This window comes from Actinoplanes sp. NPDC048796 (assembly GCF_040650035.1).
Lineage (GTDB): Bacteria > Actinomycetota > Actinomycetes > Mycobacteriales > Micromonosporaceae > Actinoplanes.
Window position 1 is genome coordinate 1,125,396 of record NZ_JBEZGO010000001.1, and the last position, 24,200, is coordinate 1,149,595.

Here is a 24,200-nt window from a genome sequence, read left to right on the forward strand (position 1 = left end):
GGCTGCCGGTCTTCGATCGAAGTGCCCAGGAATCAAGGCCTGGGAACCACTACCGAGGACCGGTGGCTTTGCCTGCGTACCGCGCGGGTCCGTGGGTATTGCTCGGGGGAGCGGCCCTGTGGCCACTCCCCCGGAGGTCAAGCTATCGGCGCAGGCCGAGGCGCTCGATGAGCGTCCGGTAGCGCGCGATGTCCTTCTTCTGAACGTAGTTGAGCAGACGGCGGCGACGGCCGACCAGCAGCAGCAGACCACGACGGCTGTGGTGGTCGTGCTTGTGCACCTTCAGGTGCTCGGTCAGGTCGGCGATCCGCTTGGTCAGCATCGCAACCTGGACCTCGGGGGATCCGGTGTCGCTGTCCTTCGACTTGTACTCGTCGATGATCTTGTGCTTGGTCTCTTGATCGAGCGCCATGTTCTCCGAACTTCTGTGTTGCCGGTGATCTCGGGATCCGCACCCGCGGCGTCGGGCAGGCACGCGGAGCCGTTGGCTGGATAAGCCAGCCGCGCCTCAACCCTACCAGGCAGTCACCGAAGCAACACTCGGGTCTGTTCCACGTCGGCCCGGATCTGGTCGATCAACGCCTCGACGGTCGTGTAGGTCACCTGTCCGCGCAGATGGGCGACGAAGTCGAGGCTGACCCGCTCGCCGTAGAGATCACCGTCGAAGTCCAGCACGTACGCCTCGACCCGGCGCTCGCGGCCCTCGAAAGTCGGGTTGGTGCCGACCGAGATGCTGGTGGGCAGCGGTTTGCCGTCCGCGCGCAGGAAGTAGCCGGCGTACACGCCGTCGGCCGGAATGGCCGCGTACCGATGCGTCATCAGGTTGGCGGTCGGGAAACCCAGCTCACGCCCGCGCTGATCACCGCGGACCACGACCCCACTCACCTGGTGGGGCCGGCCGAGCGCGTCCGACGCGGCCCGCACGTCGCCGGCGTCGACACAACTGCGGATGTACGTCGACGAGAAGACCAGCCCGTCCTCGGAGACCAGCGGGGCGTCCTCGACGGTGAACCCGAACGAGGTGCCCAGCCGCTCCAGCAGGGCCGCGTCACCGGCCGCCTTGTGCCCGAACCGGAAGTTGTCGCCCACCACCACGGCCGCCGCGTGCAACGACTCGACCAGCACGTCGTGCACGAAAGCCTCGGGCGAGAGCTGCGAGAACTCCCTGGTGAAGGGCACCACGCACAGGGCGTCGGCGCCCAGCTGCTCGATCAGCTCGGCCTTGCGCACCGGCTCGGTCAGCACGGCCGGGTGGGAACCGGGCCGCACCACCTCGGCCGGATGCGGGTCGAAGGTCACCACAACCGACCGCAGCCCCAGCTCATGGGCGCGCTGCACGGCATGCCCGATGATCGCCTGGTGGCCCCGGTGCACACCGTCGAAGACGCCGATCGTGACGACCGACCGGCCCCAGCCCCCCGGCACCGATTCGAAGCCCCGCCACCGCTGCATGTCCGCGTACCCCTTCGGTGTTCGCCAGTTAGCGGTTCTCAGCGTATCGGGCGGCGTAGGTCACGCCGGGGCCAGGACGATCTCGGCCCGGGCCCGGCCCGCACGCTCGGAGACGATGGCCAGCACGTCACCCTCCGGGGAGAAGACGGCGTACGGCCCCGAAATGCCGACCGGGTCCAGCGGGCCACCATGGCTGAGCACACGCGCCTCCTCCGCGGTCGCCTCCCGCTGCGGGAACGCCTGCCGCGCGGCCTCGGACATCGGCAGCGTCACGACATCGGGCTCCCGCTCGGCCAGCTGGTCGAGGGTGAGCGCCTCGCCGAGCGTCAAGCCACCCACCGCCGTACGGCGAAGGGCCGTGAGATGACCGCCGACGCCGAGCCCCGCACCGAGATCGCGGGCGATCGACCGGATGTAGGTGCCGGAAGAACAGGTCACATCGACATCCACATCGACGAAGTCACCCACCCGCCGGATGTCGAGAACATCCAGCTTCGAAATCGTGACCCGCCGCGCCGGAATCTCGACGTCCTCGCCGTCGCGAACCCGCTTGTAAGCCCGCTGCCCGTTGATTTTGATGGCGCTCACAGCACTGGGCACCTGATCGATCTCGCCCCGCTGCTCCGCCAGTCCCCCACGAATCGCCTCGTCGGCGACATGACCGGCCGGCGTGGTGGCGGTGACCTCCCCCTCGGCGTCATCGGTGATCGTCGACTGCCCGAGGCGGATGGTCGCCGAGTAGCTCTTCTCCGACCCGATGACGTACGTCAGCAGGCGTGTCGCCCTGTTCACACCGATGATGAGCACCCCGGTAGCCATCGGATCAAGCGTGCCGCCATGCCCGACCCGCCGGGTCTTGGCCAGCCGCCGAATCCGGCTCACAACATCGTGCGAGGTCATCCCCGCCGGCTTGTCCACCACGATCAGTCCGTCCGCACTCACCCGCCCACCTTAGGGTCCGCCTTCCGCCGCCCAGCCCTCAGCCCGCCCAGCCCTCAGCCCGCCCAGCCTTCCGCTCGCCCGGCCTTCCGCCCGCCCAGCCCTCGGTCCGCCCGGCCGTCCGCCCGCCCGCCCCCAGCCCGCCCAGCCTGCCGCCCGCCCGCCCTCAGCCCAGCCCTCAGGCCGCCCAGCCTTCCGCCTGCCCGGCCCTCAGCCCGCCCAGCCTGCCGCCCGCCCTCAGCCCAGCCCTCAGGCCGCCCAGCCCTCAGCCCAGCCTTCCGCCTGCCCGGCCCTCAGCCCGCCCGGCCGCCCGCCCGCCCGGCCCTCAGCCCGCCCAGCCCTCAACCCGGCCCTCAGCCTGGCCCAGCCTTCCGCCCGCAAACTGTGCAGGTCCTAACCCTGCCAGTTCTCAATGCGGGTGGGCCGTTGTCCACAGGATCGGAGTTGTCCACAGCGGTCGAGCGCGATCGTGGCGTTCGTGGTGAGAATGAGCCCAGAGGCGGGGGTCCCCCTGGGAGGGCGGGCGCGGCTGTGGGTCAGGCGGTCTTGGGGTTCGGCGCTTTCAGTTCGGCTCCCACGACCGCCCAGCGGGACGAACGCCAGCGCCAGACCGTGCCGGCGAAGCGGATCGCGATGAGCAGGGCCAGGCCGGCCCAGACGCCGCCCAGGCCGAGGTTCAGCCAGTAGGCGATCCAGATGGCGGGCAGGAAGCCGAGCAAGGTCGCGGCCAGTGTGATGTCGCGCAGGAAGCGGACGTCGCCGGCGCCGATCAGTACGCCGTCGAGGGCGTAGACGATGCCGGCGAACGGCATCAGCGCGATGAACCACGGCCAGACGACGGCCGCCTGGTCGTGCACCGCCGGGTCGGGGGTGAACCAGCCGGGGATGACGCCGGCGCCGGCCGCGGCCAGCGCGGCGAAGGCGATCCCGGCCAGGCCGCCGGCGACGGTCACCCGTTTGGCGACGTCCTGGGCCGCCTGGGCGTCGCCGGCGCCCAGGGTCGCGCCGACCAGGGACTGGGCGGCGATGGCGACCGCGTCGAGGGCGAGCGCGCTGAAGAACCAGAGCTGGAGGGCGATCTGGTGGGCGCCGACCGCGGCCACCCCGAAGCGGCTGGCGACGGCGGTGGCGGACAGGAAGCAGGCCTGGAACGAGGCGCCGCGGATCAGTAGGTCACGGCCGAGGACGATCTGCTGCACGATGACCGCCGGTACCGGCCGCAGCGCTCGGGTCTCGCGGACTAGGGCGGCCAGGAACAGGCCGCCGGAAACGGTCTGCGCGGCCACGTTGGCGACGGCGGAGCCGTTCAGGCCCCAGCCGACCGGGTAGACGAGCAGCGGGCAGAGGATCGCCGAGAGGACGTTCGCGCCGAGCACGAAGAAGAGCGGCCGGCGGGTGTCCTGGACGCCACGCATCCAGCCGTTGCCGGCGGCGGCGAGCAGCAGGCCGGGAATGCCGAAGGAAGCGATGCGCAGCCACTGGGCGGCCGCGCCGGCCGTCTCGGCGTTGCCGGCCAGCGCGTGGGCCAGCGGGTCGGCGCCGATCTGGGCCAGCAGCACCAGGAGCAGGCTCAGGGCCAGGGCGAGCCAGGACGCCTGTACGCCCTCGGCGACAGCCGCGGCCCGGTCACCGGCGCCGAAGCGGCGGGCGGCCCGCCCGGTGGTCCCGTACGCCATGAGCGCGCCGAACCAGGCGGCCACCGACATGACAGTTCCGCTGACCGCCACGGCGGCGAGCGGCACGGCACCGAGATGTCCCACGACGGCCGTGTCGACGAGCACGTAGAGCGGCTCCGCCGCCAGCACCACAAGCGCCGGCAAGGCGAGCGCCGCAATCCGCCGCGCCGAAGCCGGCGACCCACTGGACACCGCGCCAGACCCAGCACCACCAGGCGCCGCGCCAGACCCAGCACCACCAGGCGCCGCGCCAGACCCAGCACCACCAGGCGCCGGGTCAGAACCGACGCCGCCACGGGCCGCGCCCGAACCAGCACCGCCAAGCGCCGCACCAGAACCGGCACCGCCGAGCTCCGGGCCAGAACCAGCCCAGGCGAGCGCCGAGTCGGAACCAGCGCTGGGGCGAGCCGGGTCGACGCCGGCGGAATTACCCGTCGGGTCTACACGCGGGAGATCACCCGCCGCATCAACGCCCGCGAGACCGTCCGCCCGATCAGCGCCGGCGCGGTCGCTTCCCGCGTCCGGGCCGAGTCGGCCAGGGGGTGGATAGACGCCGGAGGAGTCGGCCGGGCCGGAGGAAAAGGCGGGACCGAAGGAGTCGGCGGGGCCGGGGGCGTCAGCGGGGCCGTCGTTGGGCGCGGGTGGGTTCGGCCGGTCGAACGGGCTCATGGGTTGTCATGATGCCCGCCCGGCCGTAAGGAGTGCAAACGCTACGAGTGCTTACTGGCGGGTGTCCATCGACGTCTGCAGGGCGCGGCGCGCGGCCTCGCGGGCTTCGTCGGTGGTGGGGGGCTTCGGCTTGGTGGCCATGATCGTGGTCCTTCCACGGTGGGTGAAGGCGCGACGCGCCTGAGGTTTGGTCGAGCGGAGCGCCGCGGGGCCGGTCCGGGATCGCCGGACGTCTGGCGAGGGCGACGCTGCCCGGGCGGGTGGGCCCGGGTGGCTCGAGGTCTCGCGGCGGGCAGTGGTCACGACCGCGCAAAACCTAATCACCGTTCAGGACCCAAACTATCGTTCAGTCGGCCGCGGTACGGGTGCTTCCCACGAAGCGGGACACGAAAAAAGCCGGTGTCGCCGAAGCGACACCGGCCGGAAGCCGATCCTTACTACTTCGTGAGATTGACGTCCAGGAGATCCTTGACCTGCTGGACGATCTCCTCGGGCGTGCCCCGGCCGGTGAAACCGGCCGCCAGACGATGACCGCCGCCGCCGAGCGCCACCGCCACGGCGCTGACGTCGACCGCGCCCTTGGAGCGCAGCGACACCGCCCACTCCCCGGCCGTCATCTCTTTCACGAGCACCGCCACGTCCGCCTCGGCGACACTGCGGACCGGGTCGATGAGCGATTCCAGCACGTACGGCTTCTGGTCGTATTTCTCCAGGTCGGCCGTGGTCGCGTACGTCCAGACCACACCGCGCCCACCCGCCGCCGTGACGTCGAGACGGGCCCGGCCCAGCACCTCGCCGGAGAGTTTCATCGCCCCGAAGGGGCGGGTGTCGAAGATCCGCCGCGAGATCTCGGCCGGGCTGATGCCCGTCGCGATCAGCCGGGCCGCGAGCTGATGCACCTCGGGGGTGGTCAGGTCGAACTTGAACGAGCCGGTGTCGGTCGACAGCGCCACGTAGAGGCACTCGGCGATCTCGGCGTCGAGCGGCACCCCGAGCCGGCTCAGCAGCGCCTCGGCCACGACCGAGGTCGCGGCGGCCCGCGGAGCCACGAGATTGATGCCACCGAAGCCCGTGTTCGAGGCGTGGTGGTCCAGGACGATCACGGCCGGCGCGCTGGGCAGCAGACTCACCAGATCACCGAGGCGCGACTCCGCCGCCACGTCGAAAATCATGATCAAAGCCGGGTTCCGGTACGCGTCCTCGTCGGCCACCAGAAGCTCGCTGCCGGGCAGCTCACGGTAGGGCACCGGCACCTCGAAGCGGCCCGGGAACGTGGCCCGCAGCCGGGTGACACCGAGCCGGCGCAGCCCCAGCCCGAAGCCGAGCATGCTGCCGAGCGCGTCCCCGTCCGGGTTCACGTGGCAGATGAGCTGGACCTCGTCGTCGGGACCGAGCGCACGGATCGCGTCCACAGCGGCCACCCACTCGAGGTCGGCCACTCCCCCGATCACGGCCGGGCCACTCGCCCCGTCACCGGAGACCGTGGCGGACGCACCGCCGAGGGCCCAGGCGGGGCGGGGGGCGCCGGCCCCGGCCGGCCGGGGCACGCCCCCGGGGGCCACGCCCCCGGGGATGCTGGAGACCGTTCTCACCCCTGGTCCTCGCGAGCTCCGACCCGCTCGTCCTCGTCCTCGTCGTCCTCGTCGGCCTTGTACGGGTCGGGGTCGCCCGCGTACTGCTTGCCGGCGGCGAGCCGCTGCACTTCCTGGTCGCGCAGGCGCGCCTCGGCCAGCAGGTGGTCGATCTCCTTGGCCTGGTCCTGCACGTTGTCGAGCACGAACGCCAGGCTCGGCGAGTGCCGCAGGCCCAGGGCGTGACCGACGCGGCTGCGCAACATGCCCTTGGCGCTCTCCAGCGCGGCCTTGGTGGCCGCCTGCTCGGTCGGGTCGCCGAGCACCGTGTAGTAGACGGTCGCCTCGCGCAGATCACCGGTGATCCGCGCGTCCGTGATGGTCACCATGCCGAGCCGGGGATCCTTGATCTCACGTACCAGCGATGCCACCAGCTCCCGTACGCGCTCCGCATGACGGCGCGTCTTGGCCGGGTCCGACATATCGCCCACCTCCGACTGTGATCCCGCGGGTCTCACTACCCCCGCCCAACTGCTGAAGCGTACCCAGCCCGCCTATGGGCCGAACTAGTCGTCCTCCCCGTAGAGGCGGCGCTTGACCGAGAGCAACTCGATCTCGGGGCGACCGGCCACCTGGTTCTCACAGGTGTCGATGACCGCGCGGGCCTGAGCCGGCTCGGCGGCAACCACCGCCACCCCGAGCAGGGCCCGGCCGTGCAGGTCGTGGAAGCCGACCTCGGCGGCGCTGACCTCGTATTTCTTCAGCATCGCGAGGATCGGGCGGACGTAGGAGCGCTTCTGCTTGAGCGACTGGGAGTCGCCGGGCAGGAGCAGGTCGAACACTGCGGTTTCCGTATACATCAGCGGTGAGACTACCGCCGGGGTATGACAGTTCTCAGTTGGTTTTCCGGGCGACCAGGACGTCGCGCTCGATGCCCTGGTCGACGCGGTGGTCCAGGGGCAGCTGGTCGACGAGTTCCAGGTTGTGTGCCAGCAGGATGTCCTCGGCCAGCTCACGCCGGGCGACCTTGGTGTTCCAGGACAGGCCGAGGGCGCCGCCCGGGCGCAGCAGGGGCAGCCACTGCGGCACCGCGCGCTCCAGCAGGTCGAGCGGGCGCCGGGAGATGCCGCCCTCGTCGTCGTAGCTGCCGTGGGCCACGCCGTACGGCAGGTCGGCCACCAGGACGTCGGCCACGCCGGCTCGGATCAGGCCCTCGAGCTGGGTGGTGTCGGCCTGCAGGACGGTGACCTTCTGCACCGCGCCGGCCTTGTGGTCCTCCTTGCTGGCGGCCATGGTGACCTCGAGCCGGCGCGCGGCGCGCTTGCCCTGGCGCCGTACGGGGACGAGCTCGGCGGTGTGCTTGAGGCGCTTGCGCTTGAGCCAGGTCTGGAGGAAGAGTTTGTACGCCTCGACGTCCCTGCCGTCGATCTCCACGCCGACCCCGTCGTAGCCGTACATGAGGGCCTGGTTGAGGGTCGTCCCCCGGCCGCAGAGCGGGTCTAGCACGGTCAGGTGCCCGTCGAGCATCCGCCCGGCCGAGGCCGAAGCGAGCAGGGTCAGGTTGAGCACCAGCTTGGTGAACTGCTCGTTGGTCTTGCCCGCGTACTTCGGAATCGTGATCAGGTCGCTGTCATACGTCGCCAGCGGCGTCATCATGATCGGCCGCAGCAGCTCGTCCACCCGCTCGAACAGCGCATACGCCGACGACAGATTCGACAAGTACGAAATGTCCCGCTCGGAGAGAGCGCCGGTGAAGGTCAAATACTCCACACCACCGAGCGTCGCCACGTCGATGTCCGAAATATCGGACGACAGCACCTTTCCAAAGGCGGCCACCTCGGCCAGCGCGAGACGAGAGGCCTGATCGGCGTAGACACGATTGGCGGACGGAGCGAGGAGCAGGGCGTACCGGGACATGCGCTACATCTTGGCAGGCGGCGTGACAGGCGCAGCAGGCGCAACCACCGCACCGTGGGGGTTTGGGGGCTCGGCCCCCATAGCAGGCATGACGCAAAGGAGCCCCCGGTCCGCGCTTTCCGCGGACAGGGGGCTCCCAGCGACTCAGGCGCGGGGCTTCTCGCGCATCTCGAAGGTCTCGATCACGTCGCCGACCTGCGGGGAGCCGAAGCCACTCAGGGTCAGACCACACTCGAAGCCCTCGCGGACCTCGGTGGCGTCGTCCTTGAAGCGGCGCAGCGAGCTGACCGTGACGTTCTCGGCCACCACGACGCCGTCCCGCAGGATGCGGGCCTTGGCGTTGCGGCGGATGAGACCGCTGCGGACCAGACAGCCGGCGATGAGTCCGATCTTGGACGAGCGGAAGACCTCGCGGATCTCCGCCGTGCCCTGCTCGACCTCTTCGTACTCCGGCTTGAGCAGACCCTTGAGCGCGGCCTCGATCTCCTCGATGGCCTGGTAGATCACGCTGTAGTAGCGGATCTCCACGTTCGCCCGGTCGGCCATCTCCTTGACCTTGTTCGAGGCCCGGACGTTGAAGCCGATGATCGTGGCGGTCGCTTCCGAGGAGGCGCTCGCCAGGTTCACGTCGCTCTCGGTGATCGCACCGACGCCGCGGTGGATGACCTTGAGCTGGATCTCGTCCGGAATCTCGATCTTGAACAGCGCGTCCTCGAGGGCCTCGACCGAACCGGACGAGTCGCCCTTGATGACCAGGGTGAGCGAGGTCTTCTCGCCCTCCTTGAGCTGCTCCATGAGCGTCTCGAGAGTCGCCTTGGTGCGCGAGTTGGCGAAGCTCGCCGCACGGCGGCGGGCCTGCCGCTGCTCGGCGATCTGCCGAACGGTGCGGTCGTCCTCGCCGGCGAGGAACGTGTCGCCCGCGCCGGGCACCGAGGTGAGACCGAGGACCAGGACCGGACGGGCCGGCAGAGCCTCGGCGACCACGTTGCCGTTCTCGTCGAGCATGGCGCGGACGCGGCCGTGCGCGCCGCCCGCCACGATCGAGTCGCCGGCACGCAGGGTGCCCTTCTGCACCAGGACGGTCGCGACGGCGCCGCGGCCCTTGTCGAGGTGCGACTCCACGATCGCGCCCTGCGCCGAACCGTCGACCGGAGCGGTCAGCTCCAGCGACGCGTCGGCGGTCAGCAGGACGGCCTCGAGCAGGTCGTCGATGCCGATGCCGGGCTTGGCCGCGACGTTGACGAACATCGTGTCGCCGCCGTACTCCTCGGCCAGCAGGCCGTAGTCGGCCAGCTGCTGACGCACCTTCTCGGGGTTGGCGTCGGGCTTGTCGACCTTGTTCACCGCGACCACGATCGGCACCTCGGCCGCCTTGGCGTGGTTGAGCGCCTCGACCGTCTGCGGCATGACGCCGTCGTCGGCCGCCACGACCAGGATGACGATGTCGGTGACCTGGGCGCCGCGGGCACGCATGGCGGTGAACGCCTCGTGACCCGGGGTGTCCAGGAACGTGATCGCCCGGTCCTCGCCGTTGTGCTCGTACGACACCTGGTAGGCGCCGATGTGCTGGGTGATGCCACCCGCCTCGCCGGCGACCACGTTGGTCTTGCGGATCGCGTCGAGCAGCTTCGTCTTACCGTGGTCGACGTGACCCATGACGGTCACGACCGGCGGACGGGTGACCAGACGGTCCTCCGCCACCTCGGCGTCGAGGTCGATGTTGAACTGCGCGAGCAGCTCACGGTCCTCGTCCTCGGGGCTGACGATCTGCACGTTGAAGCCCAGGTGCTCACCGAGCAGCAGCAACGTGTCGTCGGAGCACGACTGCGTCGCCGTCACCATCTCGCCCAGGTTGAACATCTCCTGGACCAGCGAGCCGGGGTTCGCGTTGATCTTGTCGGCGAAGTCGGAGAGCGACGCGCCGCGGGAGAGCCGGATCTCCTGACCCTGACCCCGCGGAGCGCCGGAGCTCATCTGCGGGGCGGACAGGTTGTCGAACTCTTGACGCCGCTGCTTCTTCGACTTGCGACCGCGGGTCGGCCGGCCACCCGGACGCCCGAAGGCACCCGCGGCACCGCCGCCACGACCGCGACCGCCACCACCGGGACGACCCGGAGCACCGGCACCGGCCGGAGCACCGCCGCCACCACCGGGGCCGCCGCGGTAGCCACCGCCACCGCCGCCACCACCGGGGCCACCGCGGTAGCCGCCACCACCGGCGCCACCACCGCCACCGGGACGGAAGCCGCCACCGGCGCCGCCGCCACCACCGGGACGGAAGCCGCCACCGGCGCCGCCACGACCGCCGCCGCCACCACCGGGACCGCCACGGCCACCGGCGCCGCCACCCGGACGGCCGGGGCCGGCCGGACGCTGCGCGGGCATGGACGCGGGGCTGGGCCGCGGGGGCATCGACGCGGGACTGGGCCGCGGGGGCATGCCCGGCTGGTTGGGCCGGGGCATGGAGGCCGGCGAGGGACGGGCGGCGTTGCCACCCGAGACGCCGAACGGGTTGTTGCCCGGGCCGCGCGACGGCGGACGCGGGGTGTTGCCACCGGCGGGGCCGGGACGCGGGCCGGCCGGAGCGCCGCCGCCACCCTGCGGGGCGGGGCGGGCCGCGGGCGAACCCGGGCGCGGCGGAACCGAGCCGGGGCCGGGACGCGGGCCGGAACCACGAGGCGCGCCGCTGTCGGCCGGGGGCTGCTGCGCCCGGCGCTCGGCGTCACGGGTGCGGGCGGCCTGAGCGGCCTTGACCGCGGCCTCCTGCTCGGCCTTGAGGGCCGAGGCACGGGCCTCGGCCGCCGCGACCTCGATGTCGTGGGCGCTGGCCGGCTTGGTGACCGGGCCGGGCGTGGGGCCCGGACGGCCGGGAACCGGCGGCTTGGGACGCGCGAAGGAGCCGGGCGACGGGGCCGGCGACGTCGGGGCGCTGGGAGCGCCACCGGTAGTCGGGCCGGGCCGGCGCGGCGGCTGGGGACGCGCGGCGGGCGGAGCCGGGCGAGCCGCGGACGGCGCGCTGGGCGCAGCACTGCTGGCGGCGGGTGCGGACGGGGCCGGGGCCGCCGGAGCGGAACCTGCCTCGAGGGCACCACGCAGCCGTCGGGCCACCGGGGCCTCGACGGTGCTGGATGCGGATTTGACGAACTCGCCCATCTCCTTGAGCTTGGCGAGAACGGTCTTGCTGTCGACCCCGAGCTCTTTGGCGAGCTCGTGTACGCGGGCCTTTCCTGGCACTGCACTCCTCACTTCGAGGTCGTGCGAGCGCACCCGCAACGACCTCACTCGTGCACTAGAAGCCTGTTCATTTCAGGGACTTCATCGTGTGCTCATCTGGGTCGTCCTACCTTGCTGGGTCATGACGCGGCCACAGCGGCCGTGCCATCTGTCGTTCCGCACGGCAAGGCCGTACGGATGTGCTCGGCTAGCAATCCGGAGTCAGCAACACCGGTGAGACGCAGCGCGCGCCCAAAAGCGCGACGCCGCTCCGCCAGCGCGAAGCAAGCCGGATCGGGATGCAAATGTGCTCCCCGGCCCGGCAGTCGGCGGTCCGGATCGGGCTGGAGCCGGAGATCTTCCCCGGAACCGGCCGCGACGAACCGAATCAAATCGGAGGCCGGCGCACGCTTGCGACAGCCAACACAGGTTCGTGTCGGACCGGCCACGTGAAAGTCTACTCCTCAGACGTCCGGAACGCGTATCCGGTCAGCTTCCCGCCTCGGCCGCATCGCGGTCGGGGGCGGAAGCCGGCTCGTTGTCCGGCCGGATGTCGATGCGCCACCCGGTGAGCCGGGCCGCGAGCCGCGCGTTCTGTCCCTCCCGGCCGATCGCCAGCGAGAGCTGGAAATCGGGCACGGTGACCCGGGCCGTCCGGCTGGCCGCGTCGACCACCTCGACCCGCAGCGCCTTGGCCGGTGAGAGCGCATTCCCGACGAACTGGGCCGGGTCCTCCGAGAAGTCGATGATGTCGATCTTCTCGCCGTGCAACTCGCTCATCACGGCCCGGACCCGCTGGCCCATCGGGCCGATACAGGCGCCCTTGGCGTTCACGCCCGGCACCGTCGAATGCACCGCGATCTTCGTACGGTGACCTGCCTCACGCGCGATCGCGGCGATCTCGACGGTGCCGTCGGCGATCTCCGGCACCTCGAGCGCGAACAGCTTCTTGACCAGCGCCGGGTGCGACCGGGAGAGCGTCACCTGCGGACCGCGGAAGCCCTTGGCCACGTGCACCACGATCGCGCGGATGCGCGAGCCGTGGTCGTAGGGCTCGCCGGGCACCTGCTCGGACTGCGGCAGCACCGCCTCGATCTTGCCGAGGTCGACGATGACGATGCCCTTCTCGGCCCGCGCGGCGTCCGCCTGCACGATGCCGGTGACCAGGTCGCCGTCGCGCCCCGCGTACTCACCGAAGTGCTGCTCGTCGGTGGCCTCGCGCAGCCGCTGCAGGATGACCTGCTTGGCGGTCATCGCCGCGATGCGGCCGAAGTCGTGCGGAGTGTCGTCCCACTCGCGCACCACGGTGCCGTCGGCGTCCAGCTCCTGCGCCAGCACCGAGGCGACGCCGGACTTGCGGTCGATCTCCACGCGGGCGTGGCTCTGCGCGCCCTCCGTGTGCCGGTACGCGGTGAGCAGGGCGGTCTCGATGGCCGCCAGAATCGTCTCGAACGGGATCTCCCGCTCGCGCTCCAGGGCGCGCAGCGCCGCGAGGTCGATGTTCACTCCTCGCCCTCCCTATCATCGGTGTCGATGTCGTCGTCGTCCTCGTCGCCGAAGTCGGCCTCGTCGAGCCGTTTGAACTCGATCTGCACCTTGCCGGCGCCGAGTTCCGGGTACTTCAGCTCGTGCGGTGTGCCGTCGACGTCGAGCACGATGCCCTCGTCGCCGGCGTCGATCACGCGGCCGGTCATGCCGTTCACGGCGACCAGCCGGCCCCGGTTGCGCCGCCAGTGGCGCGGCGCGGTCAGCGGCCGGTCCACGCCCGGCGAGCCGACCTCCAGTTGGTACTCCCCCGCGAGGACCTCGTCACCGCGCTCCTCGGCGGCGTCGAGCGCCTCCGAGATGGCACGGGAGACGACGGCCACGTCATCCAGGCTGATGCCGGAGTCGGTGTCGACCAGGACGCGGACCACGTGCCGGCGACCGGCACGGGCGACGCTGACGTCCTCCAGGTCGTACCCGGCCTCGGCGACCACCGGCTCGATCACGGCGCGGACCCGCGCCTTGGCCGCCACGAGGTCGACACGGGCCGGAGCGGGAACCCGCTCCTCCGCCTGCTGCCTCTTACGGCCACCAGGCCGGGCACCGGCGCGACCACGCTGCGTCATCGGGCCTCGACCTTTCGTTGAACAACCAAGAAACGACTGTATGCCGCCGGGCGATGAGCCCCGCGGCTGACGCAGAGCGTAACGCGCCGGTCGCGTCGACGGTTCGGCGCCGCTCCGATTCCGCGCCATCCGCAGGTCACCGGCTGTACCGCATGGTGTTGACTGGCGCCGTGCGGGAGAAATGGGAGATCGGACACAGCCGCCGGTGGGTGCTGGGCACGGCGTCGGCGGTGGGCGCGGCCGCCCTCACCGGGTGCGGGCTTCTCGACGACGACGAGCCGGAGCCGCCGAAGGCCCCCGATCCGCTCGAACCGCTGCTCGCCGAAGCCCTCGCGCTGGCCACGGCGTACGACCAAGCGGTCGTCAGCCAGCCCGGGCTGCGCACCCGCCTGGCCCCGCTGGCCGAGGATCACCGGACGCACGCGGCCGAGATGTCCCGCCTGATCGGCCGGCCCCTGGCCTCCGCGCCCGTGGCGAGCGCGAGTGCCGGGCCGGCGACCACCGTGGCCGCCCTGCGCCAGGCCGAGCAGGCCGCCCAGAAGACGGCGGTGGCGGCGTGCAAGGTGGCCGCGCCCGACCGGGCCGGCCTGGTCGGCTCCATCGCCGCCAGCCGCGCCACGCACGCCGAGGCCCTGCGATGAACGAGCAGCTGGGCGCCGCCCTCGCGGGCGAGGAAGCGGCGATTTACGCGTACGGGGTCATCGGCGTCCATCTCGACAGCGACGGCGACGTGGCCGAGGCCCGGGCCGCCGAACAGGCCCACCGGCAGAAACGCGACTACCTGGTCGGCCGGTTGTCGCAGCTCAAGGCGAGCGCGGCGCCCTCGCCGGCCGGCTACGAACTGCCGTACGAGGTGACCGACCGGGCGACCGCTCTGAAGCTCGCCATCCAGGTCGAGGACGGTGTGGCCCAGGGCTGGCGCCCGGTGCTGCCGGTGACCGAGGGCGCCGAGCGGGCCACCGCCCTGGCCGCGATGACCGAGGCCGCGGTACGGGCCACCCGCTGGCGCCGGCTGGCCGAGGTGGCGCCGGCCACGATGCCCTGGCCGGGACGCCCCGATTAGTCCGTTTAACCGCTACGCGGCGTAGACCTTTCGCGTACACATTCATCCCACAGAATGACGGGGTGCTGGACGAGATCGATCTCACGTCGCCGCGCGGGCGGCTGGCCGAGCGGTTGCACGACGTCATCGAACGGCGGTGGCCGGCCGAGGTTCAGGCCATCGGCGTGTACGGATCACTCGCGCACGGCGACGACCGCGACGGCAGCGACGTCAACGTGCAGGTGGTCACCTATCGCCCGGGCGCCGGCCCGAAACCGGTCCTGCGCCGTGTCGACGGCATCCTGGTCGACCTGCGGGTGATCACCGGTGAGGAGGGCATGCGCCGGGCACGCGAGGTGACGCCGCGCTGGCCGCTGGTGGCCGACCGGCTGGTGAGCACCCGGCCGCTGCTCGACCCGCGCGGCTGGTTCGGCGCCCAGCGCGACGCCCACCTGGCCCGGCTGGCCGAGGCCCGGCCGCCGGAGTTCACCGGCGCGGCCCGGCACGACTGGGAGGTGGCGGCGGCCGCGCACGAGCGTGCCGTGCGGCTGGCCGAGTGGTACGAGACCGACGCCGCCCTGGTGATGATCGCCGAGGCCCGGTTGCACGCGGCGCTGGTCGCCGGCCTGCTCAGCCGCACCTATTTCCGCAACACGGCCGACGCGGTCAAGCGCACCGGCCTGGCCGGCGCCGACGTGCAGGAACTGTCCTCGGTGCTCAAGGCGCAGGCCGAGGACCTGACCGCGCGCGGCTGCCCGGTCGACGGCAGCCTCCGGGAGCTCTTGTCTTAGGGCAGGGTGAGGATTTCCGAGCCGTCCTCGGTGACCACGAGCGTGTGCTCGAACTGGGCGGTCCACTTGCGGTCCTTGGTGACGACCGTCCAGCCGTCCTTCCAGATCTCGTACTCGTGGGTGCCGAGCGTGATCATCGGCTCGATGGTGAAGGTCATCCCGACCTCCATCACGGTGTCCAGGCGCGGATTGTCGTAATGCGGGATGTAGAGCCCGGAATGAAACGTCTCGCCGATGCCGTGACCGGTGAAGTCGCGCACGACCCCGTAACCGAACCGGCGGGCGTACGCCTCGATGACCCGCCCGATCGCGTTGATCGGCCGGCCCGGCGCGACCGCCCGGATGCCGCGCATCATCGCCTCGTGGGTGCGCTCGACCAGCAGGCGGGCCTGTTCGCCGACCTCGCCCACGCAGAACGTCGCGTCGGTGTCGCCGTGCACCCCGTCGACGTACGCCGTCACGTCGACGTTGATGATGTCGCCGTCCTCGATCACCGTCGAGTCGGGGATGCCGTGGCAGATCACCTCGTTGAGCGAGGTGCAGCAGGACTTGGGGAAGCCCTTGTAGCCCAGCGTGGACGGGTACGCGCCGTGGTCGCACAGGAACTCGTGCACCACCCGGTCGATCTCGTCGGTGCTCACCCCGGGCTTGCAGTGCTCGCCGGCGAGTTGGGTGGCCCGCGCCGCCAGGCGCCCGGCGATCCGCATCTTCTCGATGGTCTCGGCGGTCTGTACGTGGGATCCACGCCACTCTTTCGGGCGCTTCTTACCCACGTACTCCGGGCGGACGATCTGTGCCGGGACCGCCCGCCAGGGCGACTGTTTTCCCGGCATCAATGGGGCACGAACGGTCATAGCCCCAGCCTATCGCCGCGATGCGCGGACCGGCCGGGCACGGGCACGGCCCGGTAACAGGTCTGTTGACCTCTATCAACCGGTTCTTGCCGCGTTTCCGGCGCTGTGTAATCGTGTGTTCGTGGATCAAGAGGGGGCCGACCCGAACTTCACCGCGACCGGCGTGGTGACCGAGGACCGGGTGGTCGTGACTGTGACCGGCGAGGTGGACATGTCCACCGCCGACGCCATGTTCCGCGCCGCGACTGTGGACGGCGCCGGCGCGGCGACGCTCGACCTGCGCGAGGTCACGTTCTTCGACTCCGCCGCCATCCACGCCCTGCTGCGGTTGGCCGACCGTTTCGGCGCCGGGCTGCTGGTGCACCCCTCGGCCCAGGTCCGCCGGGTGCTGGAGATCTCGGGCCTGTCGACCCAGCCCTGGCTCAGCCCGCTTTAGACCCAGCCCGCTCGAGGCCCAGCCCGCTTGAGGCCCGGCTCGCTCGAGGACTCAGCCCGCTTTGGACAGCGGCCGCCGCAGGGTCACCGACGTGCCGTGCGCGGACCGGCTCACCGACAGCTCGGAGAGCGCGCCGATCAGCGCCAGGCCCCGGCCGCGGAAACCCGCCGAACTGGTGTCACGCCAGGTTCCCGTGTCCCGCACGGTGATGACGACCGCGTCGTCCACCAGCGCCGCCTCCACTGTGATCACCGGCTCGGCCGGCTCGACCGGGTGCTCGATCGCGTTGGCCGCCGCCTCGGAGACCGCCACGGTCAGGTCGAAGATGTCGTCCTCGGGCACGTTGTTGCCGGTCAGGAAGTCCTCCAGCCGCCGGCGGAGCACGCTGAGCCGGCCCGGGTCGGCCGGCAGGCGCAGCACGAACTCGCTCGGCTCGGTCACCTGCAGGGCGAGCAGCGCGATGTCGTCGCGCCGGTCCCGGCGGGCGGCCTTGGCCAGCAGCTCGTCGAGCAGGTCCTCGACGTGCTCGGCCGGTTTGGCGGCGTCGGCGGTCAGCTCGGCCAGGCCGCTGTCGATGCCGAGCCGCCGGTCCTCGACCAGCCCGTCGGTGTAGAGCAGCAGCCGGCTGCCGGGCGCCACCTCGGTCTCCAGCGTCGGATAGGTGACCTCGGTCATGGCGCCGATCGGCGGGCCGAGCGCCGTGGCGTACAGGAACGTGCCGAGCTGCCCCGGGCGGACGACCACCGGCGACGGATGCCCGGCCGACGAGTAGTGCAGGCGGCGGGCCGCGACGTCGTACCGGACACAGACGACGGTGGCGAACTGACGGCGGCCCAGGTTGTCCACGAGACGGTTCAGCCTGGTCAGGGCGTCGCCACAGTCGAAACCCTCCAGGATGTACGCGCGGAGGGCGTTCCGCAGTTGGCCCATCACCGCGGCCGCCTGCACGCCCTTGCCGACCACGTCGCCGATCACCAGGAAGAGCTGGTCGCCGGGGGCGGCGATGACGTCGTACCAGTCGCCGCCGACCTCGGCCTCGCGGCTGCCGGGCAGGTAGCGGCTGGCCACGATGGCCCCCGGCATCCGCGGCAGGGACTGCGGCAGCAGGCTGTGCTGGAGCGTGCTGGCGATCCGGTGTTCGGCCTCGTAGAGCCGCGCGTTCTCCAGCCGCAACCCGATCAGCCGGGCCAGCTGGGCCAGCACGGCCGGCTCGAGCGCGGCGCCCGGCGCCGACCAGACCCGCAGCTCACCCACTGTCGCGCCGGAGGTGTCGGGCAACGGCAGGACGGCGTCGGCGTCGACCGCGGGATCGGCGCCACCGTCCGCCTCGGACCGTGCGCCGGGCACCGACACGACGACCCGGCCGGCCGAGGTCATCGCCCGCACGTGCCGGGCCGCGACGTCGAGCACCTCGGCCGTGGTGCGCACGGCGTTGACCGCGGCGGCCACGTCGACCAGTCCGCGGAGCCGGCTGATGATCTGGCGGCGGGCCTGCCCGAGGTCGAGGTTGGCCCGGACCCGGGCCACCAGGTCACGGGCCGAGAACGGCTTGACCAGGTAGTCGTCGGCGCCGGCGGCGAGACCCTCGACCGACGACTCCTCCCCGGCCCGGGCCGAGAGCACGACGATCGGCACGTCACGGGTGCGTTCGTCGTCCCGCAGCGCGGCGATCAGCCCGAAGCCGTCCAGCCGGGGCATCATCACGTCGGTCAGCACCAGGTCGAAGCGGCTGCGCCGGACCAGCTCGAGGGCGGCCCGGCCGTCGACGGCGGTGGTCACGTCCCAATGCGGGCGCAGCAGCCGGGCCACGTGGTCGCGCAGGTCGGCGTTGTCGTCGACGAGCAGGATCCGGCCGGCCCGGCGGTTGCCCGCGGGCGCCGGCGGCAGGGTGACCGGTTCGTCGCCGGTCCACCAGTGCTCGGCCTCCTCGGCGTACGGCCGGGAACCGAGCTCGGGCATGATCGGCTCTCCGCGCTGGATGACGCGGTCGGCCGGGAGATGCGCCGTACCGAAGGGAATCCGGACCGTGAAGACGCTGCCCATCCCCGGCTCACTGGTGGCGGCGGCCGAGCCGCCGTGCATCTCGGCGAGCTCGCGGACGAGCGCCAGGCCGATGCCGGTGCCCTCGTGGCTGCGTGACCAGGCGCCGGTGACCCGGTGGAAGCGGTCGAACAGCAGTGGTTGCTGGTCGGCCGGGATGCCGACGCCGGTGTCCTTGACGGACAGCACCGCGTAGCCGGCGTCCGATCCGACCCGTACCTCGACGCGCCCGGCCGGGGTGAACTTGACCGCGTTCGAGAGCAGATTGAGAACGATCTTCTCCCACATCTCGCGGTCGACGTAGACCGGCGCGGACAGCGGCGGCGTCTCCACCACCAGTTCCAGGCCGGCCCGCTCGGCCGCGGCCCGGAAGGTGCTGGCCAGCCGGTACGTGTAGTCGGCGAGATCGGTGGGCCGGTAGGCCGCCTGCACCCGGCCGGATTCGAGCCGCGAGAAGTCGAGCACGGTGTTGACCAGCTTGAGCAGCCGCAGGCCGTTGCGCCGCATCGGCAGCAGCCGCTCGCGCTGGGCCGCGGGCAGCGCCGGGTCGTCGAGCAGATCCTCGAGCGGGCCGAGGATGAGCGTCAGCGGCGTACGGAACTCGTGGCTGACGTTCGAGAAGAAGTTGGTCTTGGCTTGGTCGAGGATGGCCAGCTCGGCGGCGCGGGAGCGTTCCTGCTCGTACGCCCGCAGGTTGCCCACGGCCCGGGAGATCTGCGCCGCCGCCAGCTCGAGGAAGTCGCGGTAGGTGCCGCTCAGCGAGAGGTACCGGCTGACCCCGACCACCAGCGCGCCGACCGTGGTGGTGCCGACCGTGATCGGCAGCACCAGCGCCTCGGCGGCCGCGCTCTCCGGCGGCCGGGCGATCTCGGCCAGCGGCACCCGGGCCGGCTTCCCGCTCTCGATCACCTGCCGCGCGACCGGGAAGGCACCCTCGTCCTCGTCGAGGACGAGCCGGGCGAACGGCACGTCGGCCGCGTTCTCGGCCAGCACCGCGACGGCCTCGGCGGCCAGCGCCGCCTGGTCGGGTGAGTCGGCGAGCCGGGAGCCCAGCGCGCTCAGCGTGCGCACCCGGCGCGTGCTGAGCACCCGGCCGGTGGTGTCGCTGACGATGCAGAGGATGCCGCCGATCTCGCCCGGCCCGGTGCGGATCGGATCGTACGAGAGATCGAAGTAGGCCTCCTCGAGGAAGCCGTGCCGTTCCAGCAGGAAGGCGAAGTCGGCCCCCCAGAACGCCTCGTCCTTCTCGACGACACCGGCGAAGAGCTTCTCGAGCACGGACCAGGTCTCGGACCACATCTCGCGGCACGGCCGGCCGAGATAGCCGGGATGTTTGCCACCCAGGACCGAGATGTACGCGTCGTTGTAGAGCACGCAGTACTCCGGGCCCCAGAGGAGGGCGATCTGCGCCCGCGAGGCGAGCATCGTGGCCACGACCGTCCGCAGCTCGGACGGCCAGCCGGAGGGATGACCGAGCGGGCTGGAGGACCAGTCGAACTCGAGCAGGCGGCGGCCCATCTCGCCGCCGCGCTCGAACGCCGTACGCAACTGACCCGGAAGGACGTCGTCCCGACCGTCGGCCAAGGGGACCTCCCGCGTTTCAGCGACCCGTTTCCGTACGGTTAGGCACCGTAACACCGGGCCATCGGTGTCACACGGCGAGTGCCTCCGCGCGGAGGCCGGAGCGCCGGGCCGCCGCCTCGACCAGGCGCGAGAAGACGCGGAGGTCGTTGGTGCGCTCCGGGTGCCACTGCACGCCGATGGCGTACGTCAGGGCCGGGTCCTCGATGATCTCGATGACCTGGTCGTCGGGGCACCAGCCGGTGGCCGTGAACGATCCCGGGTCGTCGACCGCCTGGTGGTGGAACGAGTTCACGGTCAGCGTCTCGCCGAGCAGTTCGTGCGCCCGCGAGCCGGGCCGGACGGTCACGTCGTGCCGCCCGTACGCGGCCGAGCCCGCGGCCAGCGGGTCGGTGCCGGGCGCGCCGCGGTGGTGGTCGCTGCCGAGCAGGTCGGGCAGGTGCTGGTGCAGGGTGCCGCCGCCGGCCACGGCCATCACCTGCATGCCCCGGCACACGCCGAGCACCGGCAGGTCGGCGTCGAGCGCGGCCTTCATGAGCATCAGCTCGGCGGTGTCGCGTTCCTTGTCGACCTCGGTCTCCGGATGCCGCTCGGCGCCCCAGTAGGCCGGATCGATGTCGTTGCCGCCGCTGAAGACGATGCCGTCCAGCGACTCCACGACGTCGGTTCCGGGCTCGTCCGGGGTGATCAGCACGGCCCGTCCGCCGACGGCGTGCACAGCTCGCACGTACGTCATGGGGAGCATGCCCGCCATGAGGTCGTTGCCGTCGTACTGCACTTGCCGGGAGTACGCGGTCATGCCGATCAGAGGCCTGCGCATGCGGTGATTTCCTCCTGTGTCTCAGTTCTGTGCCGCTGTGACCAGCGCCCCGAACAGGCGCCGGTCACGTACCACTTCGGGGTGCCACTGGACGCCGAGGACGAACCGGCGGCCCGGATCCTCCACGGCTTCGGGGAGCCCGTCCTCGGCCCGCCCGGTGACGGTGAGCGTGCCGGGGTCGGCGACCCCCTGGTGGTGGAAGCACCGGATGGCCAGGTCGTCACCCATCAGGGTGGCGACGCGGCTGCCCGGCTCGAACGTCGCGTCGTGTTCGCCGTAGACGGCCGGCGCCGGGCGGTGCTTCTCGTGCCCGAGCACGTCGGGCAGGTGCTGGTGCAGGGACCCACCGGCGGCGACGGTCAGCAGTTGCATGCCGCGGCAGATGCCGAGCACCGGCACGTCTCTTTCCAACGCCTCGCGGACGAGCCGCAATTCCGCCTTGTCCCTCGCGGGGCGTACGACCGTGTGCGGGCCGGGCTCCTGCCCGTACATCTCCGGTCCCAGATCGGGTCCGCCGGAGAGCACCAGGCCGTCCAGCGCCCGCAACACGTCCGTGTCATCCTCGGGGGGGATCAGCACGGGCCGTCCACCGGCCAGGGACACGGCGGCGACGTAGTCCTCGGGCACGAACGCGGTCGGCAGGTCCTGCCAGACGCCCCACGTGGCGTTATCCACATAGGTCGTGATGCCGATGATCGGGCGCATCGCACCACCGTAACCAGATCATGTTTCTGTTCCATCGCCAATTTGGCGGAATTTAGAGGGGCGCGACGCCACCTCACGGGGAGATGACGCCGCGCCACGGGCCCTTCTGTCCCACCCACGCGGGGATCGACCCGTGCGGGCGGGGATTCGACCCCTTCACCCCTCTCGGGCGTAAAAGGGACGTGCCCGTGGAAACGATCCTTCAAACGTTCACAGCGGAGTTACATAGGCTCCCGTGATTCCGCCGTCCACCACGAACTGCGCGGCGGTCATGAACGAGGCGTCGTCGCTGGCCAGGAACGCGACCGCCGCCGCGATCTCGTCGGGCTCGGCGAACCGCCCCATCGGCACGTGCACGAGCCGCCGGGCGGCCCGCTCCGGATCCTTGGCGAACAGCTCCATCAGCAGCGGCGTAGCCACCGGCCCCGGGCAGAGCGCGTTGATCCGGATGCCCTCGCGGGCGAACTGCACGCCCAGCTCGCGGGTCATCGCCAGCACGCCGCCCTTGCTCGCGGTGTACGCGATCTGCGAGGTCGCCGCCCCGAGCAGCGCCACGAACGAGGCCGTGTTGATGATCGATCCCTTGCCCTGCCGCTGCATGTGCGGGATCGCGTACTTGCAGCAGAAGAAGACCGACGTGGTGTTGACCTTGAGTACGCGCTCCCACGCGTCCAGCCCGGTGACCAGGATCGAGTCGTCGTCCGGCGGCGAGATGCCGGCGTTGTTGAAGGCGATGTCGACCCGGTGATGACGCGCCACCACGCCGTCGAAAAGCGCCTTGACCTGTTCCTCGTCGCTGACATCGCAGGCCACGAACTCGCCGCCGACCTCCTCGGCGACCGCCTTGCCGGCGTCCTCCGAGATGTCCACGGCGATGACCTTGGCACCCTCCGCGGCGAAGCGCCGCGCGGTGGCCAGCCCGATCCCACTGCCGGCGCCGGTGATCACGGCGACCCGGTCCCGCAAACGCTCCACTTACTCTCCCATCGCAAGGAACACGTTCTTCACATCGGTGAAGCTGAGCAGCGCGTCCGGCCCGAGCTCGCGCCCCAGCCCGGACTGCTTCATCCCGCCGAACGGCGTCCAGTAGCGCACCGACGAGTGACTGTTGACGCTCAGCGCGCCGGTCTCCACGGCCCGCGAGACCCGCAGCGCCCGGCCCAGGTCACGGGTCCAGAGTGAGCCGGACAGCCCGTACTCGGTGTCGTTGGCCAGCCGGACGGCGTCGGCCTCGTCCTTGAACGGCAGCACCGACAGCACCGGCCCGAAGACCTCCTCGCGCCAGTGCCGGTCCTCGGCCGAATGGGCCAGCAGCACGGTCGGCGGGAACCACCACCCGTCCCCGCTCGGCGCCTGCCCGGCGAAGGCGACGTCGGACCCTTCGACGTACGCGGTGACGGCCTCCCGATGACCGGCGGAGATCAGCGGTCCCATCTCGGCGGTCGCGTTCGACGGCTCCTCGACCCGGAACGCCTTGACGGCCGGCTCCAGCAGCGACAGGAATTTGTCGTAGACCGACTCCTGCACGAGCAGGCGCGACCGGGCGCAGCAGTCCTGTCCCGCGTTGTCGAAGACCGACGACGGAGCCGACGCGGCCGCCTTTTCCAGGTCGGCGTCGGCGAAGACGATGTTGGCGCTCTTGCCGCCCAGTTCCAGGGTCACCCGCTTCACCTGGTCGGCCGCACCCGCCATGATCGACTTGCCGACCTCGGTCGAGCCGGTGAAGCAGATCTTGCGTACGGCCGGATGGGTGACGAACCGTTGCCCGACCACCGAGCCCTTGCCCGGCACGATCTGGAACACGTCCTCGGGCAGGCCGGCCTCGAGGGCCAGCTCGCCGAGCCGGATCGCGGTCAGCGGGGTGAGCTCGGCCGGCTTGAGCACGACCGTGTTGCCGGCCGCCAGGGCCGGGGCGAAACCCCAGCCGGCGATCGGCATCGGGAAGTTCCACGGCACGATGATCCCGACGACGCCGAGCGGCTCGTGGAACGTCACGTCGAGCCCGCCCGGCACCGGGATCTGGCGGCCGCTGAGCCGCTCCGGCGCGCCGGCGTAGTAGTCGAGGACGTCGCGCACGTTGCCCGCCTCCCAGCGGGCGTTGCCGATGGTGTGGCCGGCGTTGCGCACCTCGAGCTCGGCCAGCTCGTCGAGGTGCTGGTCGACCACCGCGGCGAAGCGGCGCAGCAGCCGGGCCCGGTCGCCGGGCGCGATCGCCCGCCAGGCCGGGAAGGCCTTGTGCGCGCGATCGATCGCCGCGTCGGTGGCGGCCAGATCCAGCGACGGTACGGTCGTGAACACCGCGCCGGTCGAAGGATTGATCACGTCAGTTGTCGTCACAGTTGCCAAAGTAGGCCTTCAGTCCTGTCAAGGGCGGCGGCGGGGT

Annotated in this window: 22 protein-coding genes; 4 read left to right on the plus strand and 18 right to left on the minus strand. The window is 71.5% G+C overall.

Translation table 11 applies throughout. The features are described from left to right. Nucleotides 1-142: 142 nt before the first annotated feature. The 12 genes from rpsO to rimP form a co-directional block, all read right to left on the minus strand. Complete coding sequence (gene rpsO / locus AB0C26_RS05335) at nucleotides 143-412, minus strand: 30S ribosomal protein S15 (RefSeq protein WP_360241834.1); 270 nt, start codon at nucleotides 410-412, stop codon at nucleotides 143-145. A 113-nt stretch (nucleotides 413-525) separates the two neighbouring features. Next, nucleotides 526-1,452, minus strand: a complete 927-nt coding sequence (locus tag AB0C26_RS05340) for a bifunctional riboflavin kinase/FAD synthetase (protein WP_360241837.1) — start codon at nucleotides 1,450-1,452, stop codon at nucleotides 526-528. Between the two features lie 60 nt (nucleotides 1,453-1,512). Next, nucleotides 1,513-2,394: a tRNA pseudouridine(55) synthase TruB gene (gene truB, locus AB0C26_RS05345; RefSeq protein ID WP_360241841.1), complete on the minus strand. Its 882-nt coding sequence runs from the start codon at nucleotides 2,392-2,394 to the stop codon at nucleotides 1,513-1,515. Nucleotides 2,395-2,927: 533 nt separating this feature from the next. Next, entirely contained in the window at nucleotides 2,928-4,259 is a 1,332-nt protein-coding gene (locus tag AB0C26_RS05350; protein WP_360241844.1) for an MATE family efflux transporter, read from the minus strand. A gap of 914 nt (nucleotides 4,260-5,173) precedes the next feature. Beyond that, nucleotides 5,174-6,184, minus strand: coding sequence for a bifunctional oligoribonuclease/PAP phosphatase NrnA (locus AB0C26_RS05355; protein WP_360243552.1), 1,011 nt, complete (start codon nucleotides 6,182-6,184; stop codon nucleotides 5,174-5,176). Nucleotides 6,185-6,324: 140 nt separating this feature from the next. Further along, nucleotides 6,325-6,789 (minus strand): 30S ribosome-binding factor RbfA, encoded by a 465-nt coding sequence (gene rbfA, locus AB0C26_RS05360; RefSeq protein WP_097318531.1) that lies wholly within the window; start codon nucleotides 6,787-6,789, stop codon nucleotides 6,325-6,327. Nucleotides 6,790-6,873: 84 nt separating this feature from the next. Continuing rightward, complete coding sequence (locus AB0C26_RS05365) at nucleotides 6,874-7,167, minus strand: DUF503 domain-containing protein (RefSeq protein WP_360241848.1); 294 nt, start codon at nucleotides 7,165-7,167, stop codon at nucleotides 6,874-6,876. 34 nt (nucleotides 7,168-7,201) lie between these two features. Continuing rightward, a complete protein-coding gene (locus AB0C26_RS05370; protein ID WP_360241851.1) occupies nucleotides 7,202-8,224 on the minus strand; it encodes an SAM-dependent methyltransferase in 1,023 nt (340 codons plus the stop codon). A 144-nt stretch (nucleotides 8,225-8,368) separates the two neighbouring features. After that, complete coding sequence (gene infB, locus AB0C26_RS05375) at nucleotides 8,369-11,458, minus strand: translation initiation factor IF-2 (protein ID WP_360241854.1); 3,090 nt, start codon at nucleotides 11,456-11,458, stop codon at nucleotides 8,369-8,371. A 119-nt stretch (nucleotides 11,459-11,577) separates the two neighbouring features. After that, the gene (locus tag AB0C26_RS05380) at nucleotides 11,578-11,886 is read right to left on the minus strand and encodes a YlxR family protein (RefSeq protein ID WP_360241857.1); all 309 of its coding nucleotides are present in this window, start codon (nucleotides 11,884-11,886) and stop codon (nucleotides 11,578-11,580) included. A gap of 40 nt (nucleotides 11,887-11,926) precedes the next feature. Next, on the minus strand, nucleotides 11,927-12,943 hold the full coding sequence (nusA, locus tag AB0C26_RS05385; protein ID WP_360241860.1) for a transcription termination factor NusA: 1,017 nt from the start codon (nucleotides 12,941-12,943) through the stop codon (nucleotides 11,927-11,929). Continuing rightward, entirely contained in the window at nucleotides 12,940-13,548 is a 609-nt protein-coding gene (gene rimP / locus AB0C26_RS05390; RefSeq protein WP_360241863.1) for a ribosome maturation factor RimP, read from the minus strand. Before rimP ends, nusA begins: the two co-directional genes overlap by 4 nt. A gap of 152 nt (nucleotides 13,549-13,700) precedes the next feature. Here rimP and AB0C26_RS05395 point away from each other — a divergent pair, with 152 nt between their 5' ends. The 3 genes from AB0C26_RS05395 to AB0C26_RS05405 all read left to right on the plus strand — a co-directional run bounded on the left by AB0C26_RS05395 (nucleotide 13,701) and on the right by AB0C26_RS05405 (nucleotide 15,381). After that, a complete protein-coding gene (locus tag AB0C26_RS05395) occupies nucleotides 13,701-14,189 on the plus strand; it encodes a hypothetical protein (RefSeq protein ID WP_360241866.1) in 489 nt (162 codons plus the stop codon). Continuing rightward, nucleotides 14,186-14,611 carry a ferritin-like domain-containing protein gene (locus AB0C26_RS05400; protein WP_360241869.1) on the plus strand — a complete coding sequence of 142 codons (426 nt, stop codon included), beginning with the start codon at nucleotides 14,186-14,188 and terminating at the stop codon, nucleotides 14,609-14,611. The genes AB0C26_RS05395 and AB0C26_RS05400 overlap by 4 nt, the downstream gene beginning before the upstream one ends. A gap of 62 nt (nucleotides 14,612-14,673) precedes the next feature. Beyond that, nucleotides 14,674-15,381: a nucleotidyltransferase domain-containing protein gene (locus AB0C26_RS05405; protein ID WP_360241872.1), complete on the plus strand. Its 708-nt coding sequence runs from the start codon at nucleotides 14,674-14,676 to the stop codon at nucleotides 15,379-15,381. On the opposite strand, the gene map is transcribed toward AB0C26_RS05405, so the two are convergent. Next, the gene (gene map, locus AB0C26_RS05410; protein WP_360241875.1) at nucleotides 15,378-16,235 is read right to left on the minus strand and encodes a type I methionyl aminopeptidase; all 858 of its coding nucleotides are present in this window, start codon (nucleotides 16,233-16,235) and stop codon (nucleotides 15,378-15,380) included. The two genes, AB0C26_RS05405 and map, sit on opposite strands and share 4 nt — an antisense overlap. A 121-nt stretch (nucleotides 16,236-16,356) precedes the next feature. Here map and AB0C26_RS05415 point away from each other — a divergent pair, with 121 nt between their 5' ends. Then, entirely contained in the window at nucleotides 16,357-16,671 is a 315-nt protein-coding gene (locus tag AB0C26_RS05415) for an STAS domain-containing protein (RefSeq protein ID WP_360241878.1), read from the plus strand. 51 nt (nucleotides 16,672-16,722) lie between these two features. On the opposite strand, the gene AB0C26_RS05420 is transcribed toward AB0C26_RS05415, so the two are convergent. The 5 genes from AB0C26_RS05420 to AB0C26_RS05440 form a co-directional block, all read right to left on the minus strand. Then, a complete protein-coding gene (locus tag AB0C26_RS05420) occupies nucleotides 16,723-20,229 on the minus strand; it encodes a SpoIIE family protein phosphatase (RefSeq protein WP_360243555.1) in 3,507 nt (1,168 codons plus the stop codon). Nucleotides 20,230-20,362: 133 nt separating this feature from the next. Continuing rightward, nucleotides 20,363-21,112 (minus strand): gamma-glutamyl-gamma-aminobutyrate hydrolase family protein, encoded by a 750-nt coding sequence (locus AB0C26_RS05425; RefSeq protein WP_360241881.1) that lies wholly within the window; start codon nucleotides 21,110-21,112, stop codon nucleotides 20,363-20,365. Nucleotides 21,113-21,133: 21 nt separating this feature from the next. After that, nucleotides 21,134-21,817, minus strand: a complete 684-nt coding sequence (locus tag AB0C26_RS05430) for a gamma-glutamyl-gamma-aminobutyrate hydrolase family protein (protein WP_360241884.1) — start codon at nucleotides 21,815-21,817, stop codon at nucleotides 21,134-21,136. A 210-nt stretch (nucleotides 21,818-22,027) separates the two neighbouring features. Next, nucleotides 22,028-22,792, minus strand: a complete 765-nt coding sequence (locus tag AB0C26_RS05435) for a 3-oxoacyl-ACP reductase (RefSeq protein WP_360241887.1) — start codon at nucleotides 22,790-22,792, stop codon at nucleotides 22,028-22,030. Next, nucleotides 22,793-24,154: an aldehyde dehydrogenase family protein gene (locus AB0C26_RS05440; protein WP_360241890.1), complete on the minus strand. Its 1,362-nt coding sequence runs from the start codon at nucleotides 24,152-24,154 to the stop codon at nucleotides 22,793-22,795. Nucleotides 24,155-24,200: the final 46 nt, after the last annotated feature.